Consider the following 15,878-nt stretch of genomic DNA (forward strand, 5'->3'; position numbering starts at 1 on the left):
CCTGGCACGCTTGCTGCTCTACCACTCCCATCTCCGCAAATGTCCCGAGGACACGCCAATGAGTCAGCAAGCCGTTAAATTTGCATACTGGGTGCCGAACGTCAGCGGTGGGCTGGTGGTCAGCAAGATCGAGCAGCGCACCGATTGGGGCATCGACTACAACCGCAAACTGGCACAGATCGCCGAAGCGGCCGGGTTCGAATACGCGCTGACGCAGATCCGCTTCACCGCCGGCTACGGTGCCGAGTTTCAGCATGAGTCAGTCGCGTTCAGCCACGCATTGCTCGCGGCCACCAGCAAACTCAAGGTAATCGCAGCGATCCTCCCCGGCCCATGGCAACCGGCGCTGGCCGCCAAGCAACTGGCGACCATCGATCAACTCACCAACGGCCGTATCGCGGTGAACATCGTCAGCGGCTGGTTCAAAGGCGAATTCCAGGCCATCGGCGAGCATTGGCTGGAGCACGACGAGCGTTATCGCCGTTCCGAAGAGTTCATTCGTTCATTGCGCGGTGTGTGGAGTCAGGACAACTTCACCTTTCGCGGCGACTTCTACCGTTTCGACAATTACAGCCTGAAACCGAAACCCTTGGGCCGTCCGGAGATCTTTCAGGGCGGCAGTTCCCGTGCGGCACGGGATATGGCGGCGCGGGTTTCGGACTGGTATTTCACCAATGGCAACAGCGTCGAGGGGATCAAGGCGCAGGTCGACGATATTCGTGCCAAAGCAGCGGCAAATAATCATTCGGTGAAGATTGGCGTGAATGCCTTTGTCATCGCCCGCGACACCGAAGAAGAGGCAAGGGCCGTACTCGCGCAGATCATCGATCAGGCTGACCCGGAAGCCGTGAACGCCTTCGGCGATGCAGCGAAGCAGGCGGGCCGGGCATCGCCGGAGGGTGAGGGCAACTGGGCGAAATCGACGTTTGAGGATCTGGTGCAGTACAACGATGGCTTCAAGACCAATCTGATTGGTACGCCATTGCAGATTGCCGAGCGGATTGTGGCTTTGAAGGCGGTGGGGGTGGATCTGGTGCTGGCGGGGTTCCTGCACTTTCAGGAAGAGGTCGAATATTTCGGGCGGCGAGTGTTGCCGCTCGTTCGCGAACTGGAGGCCGAAAAGACCGCCGCTGTCGCCTGAACCCTATGCAAAACCTGTGGGAGCGAGCTTGCTCGCGAAGGCGTCCTTTCAGTAAATATTTTGATTACTGATACACCGCATTCGCGAGCAAGCTCGCTCCCACATTAGATCTACGGGGTCTTAGAGACCGAGGTCGGACAGGCCTGGATGATCATCCGGGCGTCGACCCAGCGGCCAGTGGAACTTGCGTTCGCTTTCCTTGATCGGCATGTCGTTGATGCACGCGTAGCGCTGGAACATCAGGCCTTGCTCATCGAATTCCCAGTTTTCGTTGCCGTAGGAGCGGAACCAGTTGCCCGAATCATCGTGCCATTCATAGGCGTAACGCACGGCGATGCGGGTGTCGGAGTAGGCCCACAGTTCCTTGATCAAACGGTAATCCAGTTCCTTCGCCCATTTACGGGTCAGAAACGCCTTCGCCTCTTCGCGGTTGTTGGCGAATTCGGCGCGGTTGCGCCATTGGGTGTCGAGTGTGTAAGCCAGCGATACCCGTTCCGGGTCGCGGGAGTTCCAGCCATCCTCGGCCAGACGAACTTTTTCGATGGCCGATTCACGGTTGAAGGGCGGCAATGGCGGACGTACCTGGGCTGCAGTAGACATGTTCAGTCTCCCGATCTAATTAATAATTGAACAACAAGTCCGGCTTATTAAGGCGTTACAGGTCCAATAACTTTCGCGCCATGCATTGCGCATTATCGGCGGCACTGTGATCACCCATCACAAGCGCTACGGTAATGGCACCGTCAATCAGGATCAGCAGCTGTCTGGCCAGCAGTTGCGGATCCTCGGCGCCATGTTCGGTACACAGCTCGCACACGTAGTCGAGCAGCTTCTGTTTGTGTTCTTTGGCGACCAGACGCACCGGGTCCTGCGGATCGCCGGTCTCGCCGCTGGTGTTGATGAACGCGCAGCCGCGAAAACCTTCCGAGGCGAACCAGCTCTTGAGCACGGTAAACAGGTTGAGCAGGCGATCGGCCGGGGTTTCGGCTTGATCGACCGCGCTTCGGTACCAGTGCATCCAGCGCACGTCGCGGCGTTGCAGGGCGGCAACGGTCAAGGCGTCCTTGTCGGCAAAGTAACGGTAAATACTTTTTCTGGAGACGCCGGCGGTTTTCACCAGAAGATCCATGCTGGTGGCAGCGATGCCACTTTTATAGATCAGCTTTTCGGTGACATCCAGAATGATGTCGCGTGTGTCGTTGCTAGTGATTTCGTTCATGTGACGAACAGTAGAACGATTGTTCTCCTTTGGCAATGGTTTTTTAGGATCAAAAGATCGCAGCCTTCGGCAGCTCCTACATTGGCCCGTGTAGGAGCTGCCGAAGGCTGCGATCTTTTGATCTCTTTACGGGCACTAACAAGACCCGAAGGATGCGATGGTGTAAGCTCTCGGGTTCTTCGGATTCGACCCATTGCGAGCCCTATGCCGTTGCTTTTCAAACGCTCCTTGCTGCCCAAATTGCGCAGCTTCCCGCTGACCGCCGAGGCCGTGACCATTCTGTCCGGCGCCGCTGAATTTCGTCGTTGCCTGCTCGAGAAAATCGCCGCAGCGACCCAGCGTATCTACATCGTTGCGCTGTATCTGCAGCAAGACGAAGCCGGTCAGGAAATCCTCGATGCCTTGCACGCCGCCAAGCTCAAGCGTCCCGAGCTGGAAATTGCCGTGGTCGTCGATTGGTTGCGCGCCCAGCGTGGACTGATCGGTGCCGGCAAGCAGCCGGGCAACTCGGCGTGGTATCAGGAAATGACCCGCACGCACCAGAGCGAAGTGCCGGTGTACGGCGTGCCGGTGCAGACCCGTGAACTGTTCGGCGTGCTGCATCTGAAGGGCTTCGTGATTGACGATTGCGTGGTTTACAGCGGCGCGAGCCTGAACAACGTTTACCTGCACAAGTTCGACAAGTACCGCTTCGACCGCTACCACGTCCTGCAAAGCCACGAACTGGCGGATTCGATGCATCACCTGGTCAAGCACGGCCTGATCGAGTCAAAAGCAGTGCACCGCCTCGATCTGCCGAATCTGCCGACCACGCGCAGCCTGCGCAACGACATCGGCGATCTGCGCAGCCGCTTGAAATATGCCACTTACGACACGGCCACGGGCAGCACCGCCCGAGACGGCTTGTCCGTTACCCCGTTGCTCGGCGTCGGCAAGAACAACCCGTTGAACCGGGCGATTCTTGAGTTGATCGCCAGCGCGCAAAAACAGCTGACCATCTGCACGCCGTACTTCAACCTGCCGCTGGGCGTGATCCGTGAGGTCAACCGTGCGTTGGCCCGTGGCGTGAAGATCGACATCGTGGTCGGCGACAAGACTGCCAACGACTTCTATATCCCGCCGAGCGAACCATTCAAGGTGATTGCGGCGTTGCCGTATCTGTACGAGATCAGCCTGCGCCGCTTTGCCAAACGGCATCAGCGCAACATCGACAGCGGCCAGTTGAACCTGCACCTGTGGCGTGATGGCGACAACACCTATCACCTCAAGGGCATGTGGGTCGATCAGCGTTATACGTTGCTGACTGGCAACAACCTCAATCCTCGGGCATTTCGCCTGGATCTGGAAAACGCGTTGCTGATTGATGACCCGAAAGGCGAGTGGCTGGCGCCTCGGGCGAAGGAGCTGGAAGAAATCTTCCGCCACACCACACGGATCGAGAATTTCCAGAGTCTGGAGACGCTGCCAGAATACCCGGCCGGGGTGGCCAAGTTTCTCAAGCGCGTGAGTCGGGTGCGGATTGAGCGGTTGCTCTACCGGATTCTCTAAAATCGAAATTATCTAGCGCGGCTGATAAAGCCTTCGCGAGCAAGCTCGCTCCCACAGGGGGAATGCATTCCAGATGTGGGAGCTAGCTCACTCCCACAGGGAAATGCAGTTCAAAATGTGGGAGCGAGCTTGCTCGCGAAGGGGCCCGCTTAGACGCTAAATAAACTTAATTCAGACCCAGTTTGCCACGCAACGTGGACAAATCTTCAGCCAGTGTATTCACCGGCCCCACCAGCGCTTTTCTGTCGTTATCCTTCACCTTGTCATAGGTTTCAAAGCCGCCATCCTTGGTCTTGTACTTGGCCAGAATCTTGTCCACGGTGGCAAAGTTCTTGTCGACTTTCGCTACGAAGGCCTTGTCCTGCTTCTCGATCTGCGGACGGAACAGGTCGACGATTTTCTTCGCACCGTCGATGTTGCCCTGGAAGTCATACAGGTCGGTGTGGCTGTAGCGATCCTCCTCACCAGAGATCTTGGTGGCGGCCACTTCTTCCAGCAGCGCAGCCGCACCACCGACGACTTTCTCAGGCGGGAAGGTCAGGCCAGCCACGCGGGTCTGCAGGTCTTTGACGTCGCTGTTGAGCTTGTCTGCCAGCTCGTTCAGGCCTGCGGTGCTTTTCTCCGAGAACAGCGTGTATTCGATGCGGTGGAAACCGGTGAAGTCTTCAGCCTTCACGCCTTTCTCGTGGTCGTCGACACGGGAGTCGATGGACGCATCGAGGTCACTGAACAGCTCGGCAATCGGCTCGATCGACTCGTAGTAAACGCGGGTCGGTGCGTAGAGCTTTTGCGCGGTGGCGAGGTCGCCTTTTTTCACCGCATCGGTGAACTGCTGGGTGTGGCTGCCCAGTTCATCGAGTTGTTCGGTGACGTAAATCTTGTAGTCCGACACCGGCCCGACCAGATCCAGCGGTGCTGTCGCGGCAAACGCCGACAGCGGGGTGTTGAGCAAACCAAGGGTCAGCAATAACGCGAGTGGCGTCTTTTTCATGGGGGCGGCTCCAGTTGGGATGTTGTTTTAGGCAGCAGTTTTCGGTTGTGTAGCGTTGAGCAACGAGCGACCGATGAAGTCCTTGTCGCCCGTGACACCCGGCAGGGTGAAGAAGTAGCCGCCGCCGACCGGTTTGAGGTATTCCTCAAGGGGCTCGCCGTTAAGGCGGGTCTGCACGGTGATAAAGCCTTTTTCCAGATCGGCCTGGTAACAGATGAACAGCAGGCCCATGTCGAGCTGGCCGTTCTTGTTGACGCCGTTGGAATAGTTGAATGGCCGGCGCAGGATCAGGTTGGCCTGAGTCGCGGCCGTGCGCGGGTTGGCCAGACGAATGTGCGCGTCGAGTTTGGTCAGCTTGCCTTCCGGATCCTTGTGATAATCCGGCACTTCGCTTTCATGTTTGCCACCGATAGGCGCGCCGGTGGTTTTCACCCGACCGAGGATGCTTTCCTGTTCCTGCAACGGCGTGCGGTCCCAACGTTCGACGAAGTTGCGGATGATCCGCACCGCTTGATAGCTGCCGTGCGCCGCCCAGGCCGGTTCGTCACTGCCAGGTTGCACCCAGACGATGCTGTCCATGGCTTTGCCATCGTTGGAGTCAGGGTTGGCCGAACCGTCGCGGAAGCCGAGGAAGTTACGCGCCGATTGTGCCGGCACCCCTGGTTTCGCAGGGGCTTGCGGCGGCACGCTGCCTTCCTGTTTCCAGCGCACCAGCAGCAGATCCGGAAGGTTTTTGACGATGTCGCGCAGGGCGTGAATGTTGGTGTCGGCGGTGTTCGAGCAGAACTGCAGGCTCAGGTCGCCGTGGCAGCAATCGGCTTCCAGCGCATCGTTGGGGAAACCGACCATGCGCATCAGTCGTCTGGGTTTTGCATCGGCCAGACCGAAGCGTTCGTCGAACAGCGACTCACCGACGGAAACGGTGATGGTCAGGTTATCCGGCGTGACGTTCGGGCCGAGAATCCCGGAATCCGGCGGCGGCAGTTTCGGATCGATCTGCGCCACCGGGCCGCCCTTCATCAGAAACGCAATGCGCTCGTTGAGCGTGCGGAACAGCCGCTCCAGATCTTCACGATCACTGGCCAACACATCGAACGAGACGAGCATGCCCGACGCCGGACGCGGGGTGACGATGCCGGTCTGGTGCACGCCGTGGAAATCGTGGCGGTCTTCAGTCTTGTCGCTGCTCGGTGCTTCGGTGACTTGTGCTGGCGCGGCAGCCATGGCCGGGCAGCTCAGGGCGGAACCGGCGAGGGCGACACCCGCGGCGCCCATACCCATCAGGACGCGGCGACGTTGCAGGTTGAGGTTTTCTGAATCTTTCATCGGGAATTTGTCTTCTGCTTACAGGCCGGAGAGGCCGAGGGCGGGATCGATGCCATCCAGTGCGTCGGCCAGGGCCTGCGCCTTGTCGGCGATCTGCTTGCGTTGTGCGCCGCTGATGGAGTCGTAGCTGGCGTAGCCGTCCTTGATCTTGTAGCTGTCGAGTTCGCTGTCGAAATCCGCCAGTGCCTTGTCGATTTTCGGCAGCAGGTCAGCGGCAGATTTGCTCAGCATCGGCCGCAGCAGGTCGACGACTTTACGCGCGGTTTGCGCATTGGCGGCGAATCCATTGAGGTCGCTGTGGCTGTAGCGTTCTTCTTCACCGCTGGCAGCACGCACGTCGGCCAAGGTGTTGAGGTTGCGCACGACGATGTTGACCAGTTGCTCCGGCGGCAGCGATTGCGCGAGCAGTTGCTGTTTGAGTGTGGTCACGTCGCTGAGCAGGCGTTGGGCGACCGGTGTCAGATCGTCGAGTTTGCGTTGCTGGAACAGGCCGAATTCGAGACGGTGGAAACCGACGAACGCTGGATCCTGCTCGCGTTTTTCGAAGTAATCGGCGCGGGCGTTGATGCTGTTGTCCAGTTCGGCCAGACGCTGCGCGGCCGGCGCCAGATGTTGATAAGCCGCACGCGCGGGCAGGTACAACGCCTGGGCTTGGCTGAGATCACCGCTTTCAATCGCTTGATTGAGCGCCGTGACGGCTTTGATCAGCGCGCTGCCCTGGCTGGCCAGATACACGCGGAACTCCGACAGCGGCCCGACGAAAGCGACCATTGATGGTTTGGCTTTGGCGGCAGCGTCGGAGGCGGCGGTTGGCGTCACGTGCAAGGTGCCGCGCGGGTTGCTCAACAGGCCGCAAGTGATCGCATAGTCGCCGGGTTGCAGGTTGGCGTTGATCACTTGGCTGAGGCCCGGCGCGATGTTTTCGCGTTCTTCGACAACGAGCACGCCATCGAGAATTTCCCATTCCACCGCACGGTCGGAGCGATTGACGATGCGGAAACTGGCGCGGCCAGCCGGCACCGTCAGCGCGTTCGGCTCGCAATTGCCCGGATGGATATTCACCACCACTTCATCGTGGTTGTGCTGACGCTTGGCCGCGGCCATTTTCGACGCGTAATAAAACAGACCACCGGCGGCGATCATCACCACCACCGAACCGGCCACCGCCCAGCGCAAGGCGCGAGGAGGGGAGGCCTGAGGAGTATTAGGCTTTGACATGAATGCCCTTATTGGCTGGAAACTGAAGACGATTTGGCGGCTGTGGGTGTCGCCGGCGCGGTGGGATAGAAAAACATCACCAGCGCCACCACCAGATAAATCAGATACGCGCCGAGGGTGCTGACAGTCGGCGCATCCTGATAACCGAACATGCCGGCCAGCACCGAGCCCAGCGGGCCGTCCATTGGCAACGTCGCGCTGAAGTCGAAGAGCACGGTTTGCAGGTGATTCCACAGCCCGGCTTCATGCAGCGCTTGCACCGAGTTGGCAAGAATCCCGGCGGCGACCACCAGAATGAACAGGCCGGTCCACTTGAAGAACGCCGAAAGATTGAGGCGCATGCTGCCGCTGTAGATCAGGAAGCCGACAATGATCGCCAGAATCAGCCCGAGCAGAGCACCGACGGGCGCGCCCGGGCCTTCGCTCTGCTGAAACACGGCGAGCAGGAAGAACACCGTTTCCAGACCTTCACGGGCGACAGCGAAAAAGACCATGGCGATCAGTGCGATCACCTGATGTTTTGAAGACGTCAGCGCCTCATCCAGCGAGGCTTGCAGCGAATGCTTGATCGAACGCGCCACTTTGCGCATCCAGAACACCATCGAACTGAGAATGGCCACGGCGACCAGGCCGACGATGCCTTCGAACAGCTCCTGCTGCTTTTGCGGGAATTCGGCACTGACCAGTTCCAGACCACCGCCGACCAGCAGGGCGAGGGCAGCGGCGAGGAATACGCCGATCCACACGGCAGGCATCCATTGACCACGACCGGTCTGTTGCAGGTAGCTGGCGATAATGCCAACGATCAGCGCGGCTTCAATGCCTTCGCGCAGCATGATCAGAAAGGGAACGAGCATTCGGTGTCCAACAAGTCATTCGAAGAGGTTACAAGTTGTAACATAATGACAAGCATTCTCACATGACAATGATTGGCATAAACCTGAACAGTTGCTGAACGACCTGAATTTTTGCCCCAACACAGAACCCTGTGGGAGCGAGCTTGCTCGCGAAGGGGGCTGACCGGTCGACATCTCTGTGACTGAACCAACGCTTTCGCGAGCAAGCTCGCTCCCACAAGGGATCGGAGTCGGGTTTGGGGTAAGATGCCGGTCAATTAAAAACAACAAGGTTCATCGCGCTCCATGTCGGAAAAAGACACCATCGCCGTTCAACTGGTGCGTGAAGCGCTGCAGCAAAGTTGTGCCCCGGGCACAGCCACCGAAGAGGTCTTGAACAAGGTCGGGATTGATCCGGCGTTGCTGCAAACCGAGCACGGCCGGGTACCGGCCTCGCAGTACGCGAAACTCTGGCGGTTATTGGCCCGACGCGGTGATGACGAGTTTTTCGGCATGGACCCGCGCAAGCTCAAGTCCGGCAGCCTTGAATTCCTCTGTCGCAGCGCGATGGCGCAACCGACGCTGGCAGAGGGGTTGAGCACAGGTTTGAGCTTTCTGTCGTTGATGCTTGAGCGCATGCCGGCGCAACTGCTGCACCAGCAAAGTCTCGCGGAAATCGTGTTGATGGAAGATGACCCCGAACCACGCCGCGCCTTCAGCTATTTCACCTACTGGATGATCGTCCACGGTGTGGCCTGCTGGCTGGCCGGGCGGCGGATACCGATTCTGGCGATTGAATTGCGCTGTGCGGCGCCGGACTTCACCGATGACTACCGGGTGATGTTCTCGGAAAACCTGCGTTTCGAGCGGCCACGGACACGGATGATCTTCTCCGCCGATTGCCTCGATCTGCCGATCAAGCGCACTGCCGAAGAGCTGAAACGTTTTCTCGCCCAAGCCCCGGCCAACATTCTGGTCAAGTACCGCGACCCGGAGAGCCTGGCCAGTCGGATCAAGCAGGATCTGCGGCAACTGCCCGCTGAACAATGGCCGGAAACCGAAGCCCTGGCCCAACAGCTGTGCATGTCGGCCTCGACACTGCGCCGGCGTTTGGCCGAGGAAGGGCAGACCTATCAAGGCCTCAAGGACAGTGTGCGCAAGGAGTTGGCCATTATCTGGCTGGCAGAGCCTTCGATCAGTTTTGTCGAGATTGCGGCGCGGTTGGGATTTGCCGATGCGAGTTCGTTTTACAAGGCGTTTCGCAAGTGGTCGGGTTCGAATCCGGGCCATTACCGCACGTTGATCCTGAACGAGGTTGTCTGAACCGGCCTCTTCGCGAGCAAGCTCGCTCCCACATTTGGAATGCATTCCCCCTGTGGGAGCGAGCTTGCTCGCGAAGAGGTCAGTCCAGGCAACACAAAACTTGAGGCATGGCCAAACCAGTCAGCCACTTTGATGGCTTTGACCATTGCCGCCACCGCCCTACAGCGCGACTATCCCCCTGTTGTTTACGCTTCCCAGCCTAATAAAAAACAGAGGGATTCTGGCAATGCGCGATTACTTGTCTGCCACCGCACAGTTCAACTATCAGCACACCGTCGATGCCGCGCTCAGCGGTACGCTTGAGGCGCTCAACGCCTGTGTCGAATGCTGCGACCGCCACGCCTTGCCCGGGCGCATCGCGCTGTTCTGGGAGGGCCGCGACGGCGCCAGCGCGACATACACGTTCAGCGATCTGCAGGACAAAGCCGCGCGTTTCGCCAATTTCCTTCTCGCCCAAGGCGTGCAGAAGGGTGACAAGGTCGCCGGTTTGCTGCCGCGCAATATCGAATTACTCGTCACCGTGTTGGCCACCTGGCGCATCGGCGCGGTGTATCAGCCGTTGTTCACCGCGTTCGGCCCCAAGGCCCTTGAGCATCGCCTGAACTGTTCCGGCGCTAAAGTCGTGGTCACCGACGCGGTCAACCGGCCGAAACTCGCTGACGTCGCTGACTGCCCGACCCTCGTCACCGTCGGCGGTGCGAAAGGCCAGGGCATCGTCCGTGGAGACTTCAGCTTCTGGGCCGAACTGGCCAACTATTCCAATGTGTGCGAACCGGTACTGCTGACCGGCGAAGACCCGTTCCTGCTGATGTTCACGTCCGGCACCACCGGCCCGTCGAAAGCGCTGTCGGTGCCGCTCAAAGCCATCGTCGCGTTCCAGAGTTACACCCGTGATGCCGTCGATCTGCGCCCGGAAGATTCGTTCTGGAACGTCGCCGATCCGGGCTGGGCCTACGGCATCTACTTCGGCGTCACCGGGCCGTTGTCGATGGGCCATCCGATCACGTTTTACGATGGCCCGTTCACCCTCGAAAGCACCTGTCGGGTGATCAACAAATACGGCATTACCAACCTCACGGGTTCGCCAACCGCTTATCGCCTGCTGATCGCGGGCGGCGATGAGTTCGCCAAGTCGATCAAAGGCAAGCTGCGCATCGTCAGCAGCGCCGGCGAGCCGCTGAACCCGGAAGTGATCCGCTGGTTCGCCGACAACCTCGACGTGGTCATCCACGACCATTACGGCCAGACCGAACTGGGCATGGTGCTGTGCAACCACCACGGCCTCGACCACCCGGTACATGTCGGTGCTGCCGGTTTTGCCTCGCCAGGGCACCGCATCGTCGTGCTGGACGACCAGTACAACGAACTTGGCGTCGGCCAGCCGGGCATCCTGGCCATAGACCGTCCGCAATCACCGATGTGCTGGTTCGGCGGCTATGCAGGCGCGCCAACCAAGGCCTTCGTCGGCGATTACTACTTGAGCGGCGACACCGTGGAATGGAACCCGGACGGCAGCATCAGCTTCGTCGGCCGCAGCGACGATGTGATCACCACGTCCGGCTACCGCGTCGGCCCGTTCGATGTGGAAAGTGCGCTGATCGAACACCCGGCGGTGGTCGAAGCGGCGGTCGTCGGCAAACCGGACCCGGAGCGCACCGAACTGGTCAAAGCCTTCGTGGTGCTGAGTGCGCAATACCGTGCCGCGCCGGAGCTTGCCGAAGAGCTGCGTCAACATGTGCGCAAGCGTCTGGCCGCGCACTCATACCCGCGTGAAATCGAATTTGTCAGCGAATTGCCCAAGACCCCAAGTGGCAAATTGCAGCGCTTTATCTTGCGCAACCAGGAAATCGCCAAGGCTCAAGAGGCCGCGGCGCACAACGTTTCAGCTTGAACCGAAGGAAACAGTCATGCAGATCGAGAACAAGGTTTTTATCGTCACCGGCGGCGCATCCGGCCTGGGTGCTGCCACCGCTGAATTGCTGGTGAGTGCCGGCGCGAAAGTGATGCTGGTGGACATGAACGCCGAAGCCGTGGCCGCTCAGGCGCAGCGTTTGGGCGCGCAAAGCGTCGTTGCCGACATCAGCAACGAAGCCGCTGCCGAAGCCGCCGTGCAGGCCACCGTCAAAGCCTTTGGCAGCCTCAACGGTCTGGTCAACTGCGCCGGCATCGTGCGTGGCGAGAAGATCCTCGGCAAGAACGGCCCGCATGCGCTGAGCAGCTTTGCTCAGGTGATCAACGTCAACCTGATCGGCAGTTTCAACATGCTGCGTCTGGCCGCTGCGGCCATTGCCGAGAGCGAAGCCAACGCGGACGGCGAGCGCGGTGTGATCATCAACACCGCTTCGGTCGCAGCGTTCGACGGCCAGATCGGCCAAGCGGCTTACTCGGCCTCCAAAGGCGCGATCGCCAGCCTGACGCTGCCAGCCGCCCGCGAACTGGCGCGCTTCGGCATCCGCGTGATGACCATCGCCCCGGGCATTTTCGAAACGCCGATGATGGCGGGCATGACCCCGGAAGTCCGCGATTCGCTGGCCGCCGGCGTACCGTTCCCGCCGCGTCTGGGCAAGCCTGCCGAGTACGCCGCGCTGGTTCGGCATATCATCGAAAACAGCATGCTCAACGGCGAGGTGATCCGTCTCGACGGTGCCTTGCGCATGGCCGCCAAGTAAGGAGGATTAGTCATGACTATTTCCAACGATCCGATTGTTATCGTCAGCGCCGTGCGCACGCCAATGGGCGGTTTTCAGGGCGAACTGAAAAGCCTCACCGCACCGCAACTCGGTGCTGCAGCGATCAAGGCAGCGGTTGAGCGCGCCGGTGTCGCCAGCGATGCAGTCGATGAAGTGTTGTTCGGTTGCGTATTGCCTGCGGGCCTCGGTCAGGCGCCTGCGCGTCAGGCGGCTTTGGGCGCCGGGCTGGATAAATCGACCCGTTGCACCACCGTCAACAAGATGTGCGGTTCGGGCATGGAGACCACCATTCTCGCCCACGACATGCTGATCGCCGGCAGTGCCGATGTGGTCATCGCTGGCGGCATGGAAAGCATGTCCAACTCGCCGTACCTGCTGGATCGCGCGCGTGCCGGTTATCGCATGGGCCATGGTCGCGTGCTCGACTCGATGTTCCTCGACGGCCTCGAAGACGCCTACGACAAGGGCCGCTTGATGGGCACCTTCGCCGAGGATTGCGCTGAAACCAACCACTTCAGTCGAGAGGCCCAAGACGCCTTTGCCATCGCCTCGACCACCCGCGCGCAGCAGGCGATCAAGGACGGCAGCTTCAAAGACGAAATCGTCCCGCTGACCGTGACCGTCGGCAAAGAACAGGTGCTGATCAGCCATGACGAGCAGCCGCCGAAAGCCAAACTCGACAAAGTGGCCTCGCTGAAACCGGCGTTCCGTGAAGGCGGTACGGTGACGGCGGCGAATTCCAGTTCGATCTCTGACGGTGCGGCGGCGCTGGTGCTGATGCGCCAGTCGCAGGCGCAGAAACTCGGACTGAAACCGCTGGCGGTGATTCACGGTCATGCCGCGTTTGCCGACACCCCGGGCCTGTTCCCGGTGGCGCCGATTGACGCGATCAAGAAGCTGATCAAGAAAACCGGCTGGTCGCTGGGTGACGTCGATCTGTTCGAGGTCAACGAAGCGTTCGCCGTGGTCGGCATGGCGGCGATGACACATCTGGAAATTCCCCATGACAAGTTGAATGTGCATGGTGGGGCCTGTGCGCTGGGCCATCCGATCGGTGCCTCTGGCGCGCGGATTCTGGTGACGTTGCTCTCGGCCTTGCGCCAGAAGAAGCTCAAACGCGGTATCGCGGCGATCTGCATTGGCGGCGGCGAAGCGACGGCCATGGCTGTGGAATGCGTCTACTGAAACAAACGCCAATCCCTGTGGGAGCGAGCCTGCTCGCGAAGGCGTCGTGTCAGCCAGCATTGGAGTTGAATGACACACCGCATTCGCGAGCAGGCTCGCTCCCACAGGATTTGTGTCTGAACTTGAAGTAAGGATTCACCATGATTCCCAACGAAGACCAAACCCAGATCCGTGATATGGCCCGGCAATTTGCCGAGGAACGCTTGAAGCCGTTCGCCGCCGAGTGGGATCGCGAGCACCGTTTCCCCAAGGAAGCCATCGCTGAAATGGCCGAACTGGGCTTCTTCGGCATGCTCGTGCCGGAGCAATGGGGTGGTTGCGACACTGGTTACCTGGCGTACGCCATGGCCCTGGAAGAAATCGCCGCCGGCGACGGCGCCTGTTCGACGATCATGAGCGTGCACAACTCGGTCGGCTGCGTGCCGATCCTCAAGTTCGGCAACGACGATCAGCGTGAACGCTTCCTCAAACCGTTGGCCAGCGGCGCCATGCTCGGTGCCTTTGCATTGACCGAACCACAGGCCGGTTCCGACGCCAGCAGCCTGAAAACCCGTGCACGGCTGGACGGCGATCACTACGTGCTGAACGGCTGCAAACAGTTCATCACATCTGGGCAGAACGCCGGGATCGTAATTGTGTTTGCGGTGACCGATCAGAGTGCCGGCAAACGCGGTATCAGCGCGTTTATCGTGCCGACTGATTCACCGGGCTACAAAGTCGCTCGCGTCGAAGACAAGCTCGGCCAACACGCCTCCGATACCTGCCAGATCCTCTTTGAAGACGTCAAAGTGCCGGTGGCCAACCGCCTGGGTGAAGAGGGCGAGGGGTACAAGATTGCTCTGGCCAACCTTGAAGGCGGTCGCGTCGGCATCGCTTCGCAAGCGGTGGGCATGGCCCGCGCGGCGTTTGAAGCGGCGCGTGATTACGCCCGTGAACGCGACACCTTCGGCAAGCCGATCATCGAGCATCAGGCCGTGGCTTTTCGCTTGGCTGACATGGCCACGCAGATCGCCGTCGCCCGGCAAATGGTGCATTACGCGGCGGCCCTGCGTGACAGTGGGCAACCGGCACTGGTCGAGGCGTCGATGGCCAAACTGTTCGCCTCGGAGATGGCCGAGAAGGTCTGCTCGATGGCGTTGCAAACCCTCGGCGGTTACGGTTACCTCAACGACTTCCCGCTGGAGCGCATCTACCGCGATGTGCGCGTGTGCCAGATCTACGAAGGCACCAGCGATATTCAGCGCATGGTCATTTCGCGCAATCTTTAAGAAGGAATTTTGATTCATGACGTACGAAACCATTCTGCTGGAAACCCATGGCCGCGTTGGCCTGATCACCCTCAACCGTCCGCAGGCGTTGAATGCCCTGAATGCGCAACTGGTCAGCGAAGTGAACCAGGCCCTGGATGCGCTGGAAGCGGATGCGAACATTGGCTGCATCGTTCTCACCGGTTCGAAAAAGGCCTTTGCCGCCGGTGCCGACATCAAGGAAATGGCCGAGCTGACTTACCCGCAGATCTACATGGACGACCTGTTCAGCGACAGCGATCGTGTGGCTAACCGACGCAAGCCAATCATCGCGGCGGTCAACGGTTTCGCCCTTGGCGGTGGCTGTGAGCTGGCGTTGATGTGCGACTTCATTCTGGCTGGCGACAACGCCAAATTCGGCCAACCGGAAATCAACCTCGGCGTGTTGCCGGGCATGGGCGGCACCCAGCGCTTGACGCGCGCCGTCGGCAAAGCGAAAGCCATGGAGATGTGCCTGAGCGGACGCTTGATCGATGCGGTGGAAGCCGAGCGTTGCGGTATCGTCGCGCGGATCGTGCCGAGTGATGAGTTGCTCGATGAAGCGTTGAAGGTTGCGGTAGTGATCGCCAGCAAGTCGCTGCCGATTGCGATGATGGTCAAAGAGAGCGTGAATCGTGCCTTTGAAGTGAACCTGACGGAAGGCGTGCGCTTCGAGCGTCGAGTGTTCCATGCGGCGTTTGCCACGCAGGATCAGAAAGAAGGGATGGCGGCGTTTATTGCCAAGCGTGAGGCTGAGTTCAAGGGCAAGTAAATGCGGTGCCTGAGCTGACGCCTTCGCGAGCCTGCTCGCGAAGCTTTTAAGGCTTGATAGACATCAAAGTCAAGAGCCCCTCACCCTAACCCTCTCCCGGAGGGAGAGGGGACTGATTGGGGGATATTTCAGATTTACGCCGATCTGAAAGTGCTTTATTGAATCCATAATCGACCCGGTCTTTCAGGTCGATGGATAACGCCAGACACCTCGGTCGGCCCCCTCTACCTCTGGGAGTGTATGTACCGGAGACATGGTGGACACATGTTCGGAGACATGGTGGACGGTTTTAGATCTTCTTACCTGCCGTAACGATCTGCAAGTTCAAGTCGATTCGGGCGAT

Annotated in this window: 14 protein-coding genes; 8 read left to right on the forward strand and 6 right to left on the reverse strand. The window is 59.8% G+C overall.

Translation table 11 applies throughout. From position 1 onward, the window contains the following. Positions 1 to 58 precede the first annotated feature (58 nt). A complete protein-coding gene (gene sfnG / locus GTU76_RS13535; RefSeq protein WP_116256206.1) occupies positions 59 to 1,141 on the forward strand; it encodes a dimethylsulfone monooxygenase SfnG in 1,083 nt (360 codons plus the stop codon). A 120-nt stretch (positions 1,142 to 1,261) separates the two neighbouring features. Here sfnG and GTU76_RS13540 read toward each other — a convergent pair whose 3' ends face one another. Both GTU76_RS13540 and GTU76_RS13545 read right to left on the reverse strand, forming a co-directional pair. Continuing rightward, positions 1,262 to 1,741: a nuclear transport factor 2 family protein gene (locus GTU76_RS13540; protein WP_123449987.1), complete on the reverse strand. Its 480-nt coding sequence runs from the start codon at positions 1,739 to 1,741 to the stop codon at positions 1,262 to 1,264. 55 nt (positions 1,742 to 1,796) lie between these two features. After that, positions 1,797 to 2,360, reverse strand: a complete 564-nt coding sequence (locus GTU76_RS13545) for a TetR/AcrR family transcriptional regulator (protein ID WP_150792674.1) — start codon at positions 2,358 to 2,360, stop codon at positions 1,797 to 1,799. A gap of 204 nt (positions 2,361 to 2,564) precedes the next feature. On the opposite strand from GTU76_RS13545, the gene pssA reads away from it, so the two are divergent. Next, positions 2,565 to 3,908: a CDP-diacylglycerol--serine O-phosphatidyltransferase gene (gene pssA / locus GTU76_RS13550; protein WP_016986783.1), complete on the forward strand. Its 1,344-nt coding sequence runs from the start codon at positions 2,565 to 2,567 to the stop codon at positions 3,906 to 3,908. A gap of 166 nt (positions 3,909 to 4,074) precedes the next feature. Here the strand turns inward: pssA and efeO (GTU76_RS13555) are convergent, their stop codons facing one another. Genes efeO (GTU76_RS13555) through efeU form a run of 4 tightly spaced genes read right to left on the reverse strand, consistent with a single transcriptional unit; the run spans position 4,075 to position 8,300 of the window. Then, positions 4,075 to 4,899: an iron uptake system protein EfeO gene (efeO, locus tag GTU76_RS13555; RefSeq protein ID WP_064118169.1), complete on the reverse strand. Its 825-nt coding sequence runs from the start codon at positions 4,897 to 4,899 to the stop codon at positions 4,075 to 4,077. A 27-nt stretch (positions 4,900 to 4,926) separates the two neighbouring features. Continuing rightward, positions 4,927 to 6,225 (reverse strand): iron uptake transporter deferrochelatase/peroxidase subunit, encoded by a 1,299-nt coding sequence (gene efeB, locus GTU76_RS13560; RefSeq protein WP_016986781.1) that lies wholly within the window; start codon positions 6,223 to 6,225, stop codon positions 4,927 to 4,929. A gap of 18 nt (positions 6,226 to 6,243) precedes the next feature. Beyond that, positions 6,244 to 7,443, reverse strand: a complete 1,200-nt coding sequence (gene efeO / locus GTU76_RS13565) for an iron uptake system protein EfeO (RefSeq protein WP_175554272.1) — start codon at positions 7,441 to 7,443, stop codon at positions 6,244 to 6,246. Between the two features lie 8 nt (positions 7,444 to 7,451). Beyond that, a complete protein-coding gene (gene efeU / locus GTU76_RS13570; RefSeq protein ID WP_180698813.1) occupies positions 7,452 to 8,300 on the reverse strand; it encodes an iron uptake transporter permease EfeU in 849 nt (282 codons plus the stop codon). Positions 8,301 to 8,585: 285 nt separating this feature from the next. Between efeU and GTU76_RS13575 the strand changes: the two genes are divergently transcribed. The 6 genes from GTU76_RS13575 (at position 8,586) to GTU76_RS13600 (ending at position 15,535) form a co-directional block, all read left to right on the forward strand. Next, positions 8,586 to 9,602 carry an AraC family transcriptional regulator gene (locus GTU76_RS13575; protein WP_180698814.1) on the forward strand — a complete coding sequence of 339 codons (1,017 nt, stop codon included), beginning with the start codon at positions 8,586 to 8,588 and terminating at the stop codon, positions 9,600 to 9,602. 226 nt (positions 9,603 to 9,828) lie between these two features. Then, complete coding sequence (locus tag GTU76_RS13580) at positions 9,829 to 11,493, forward strand: AMP-binding protein (protein WP_180698815.1); 1,665 nt, start codon at positions 9,829 to 9,831, stop codon at positions 11,491 to 11,493. Positions 11,494 to 11,509: 16 nt separating this feature from the next. Further along, on the forward strand, positions 11,510 to 12,271 hold the full coding sequence (locus tag GTU76_RS13585; protein ID WP_007918867.1) for an SDR family NAD(P)-dependent oxidoreductase: 762 nt from the start codon (positions 11,510 to 11,512) through the stop codon (positions 12,269 to 12,271). A gap of 12 nt (positions 12,272 to 12,283) precedes the next feature. Further along, positions 12,284 to 13,477, forward strand: a complete 1,194-nt coding sequence (locus tag GTU76_RS13590) for an acetyl-CoA C-acyltransferase (RefSeq protein ID WP_180698816.1) — start codon at positions 12,284 to 12,286, stop codon at positions 13,475 to 13,477. 140 nt (positions 13,478 to 13,617) lie between these two features. Then, positions 13,618 to 14,745 (forward strand): acyl-CoA dehydrogenase, encoded by a 1,128-nt coding sequence (locus tag GTU76_RS13595; RefSeq protein WP_180698817.1) that lies wholly within the window; start codon positions 13,618 to 13,620, stop codon positions 14,743 to 14,745. Between the two features lie 16 nt (positions 14,746 to 14,761). After that, a complete protein-coding gene (locus GTU76_RS13600) occupies positions 14,762 to 15,535 on the forward strand; it encodes an enoyl-CoA hydratase (RefSeq protein WP_175554277.1) in 774 nt (257 codons plus the stop codon). Positions 15,536 to 15,878 lie beyond the last annotated feature (343 nt).

Source organism: Pseudomonas crudilactis (assembly GCF_013433315.1).
In the GTDB taxonomy this organism is placed as follows: Bacteria; Pseudomonadota; Gammaproteobacteria; order Pseudomonadales; family Pseudomonadaceae; genus Aquipseudomonas; species Aquipseudomonas crudilactis.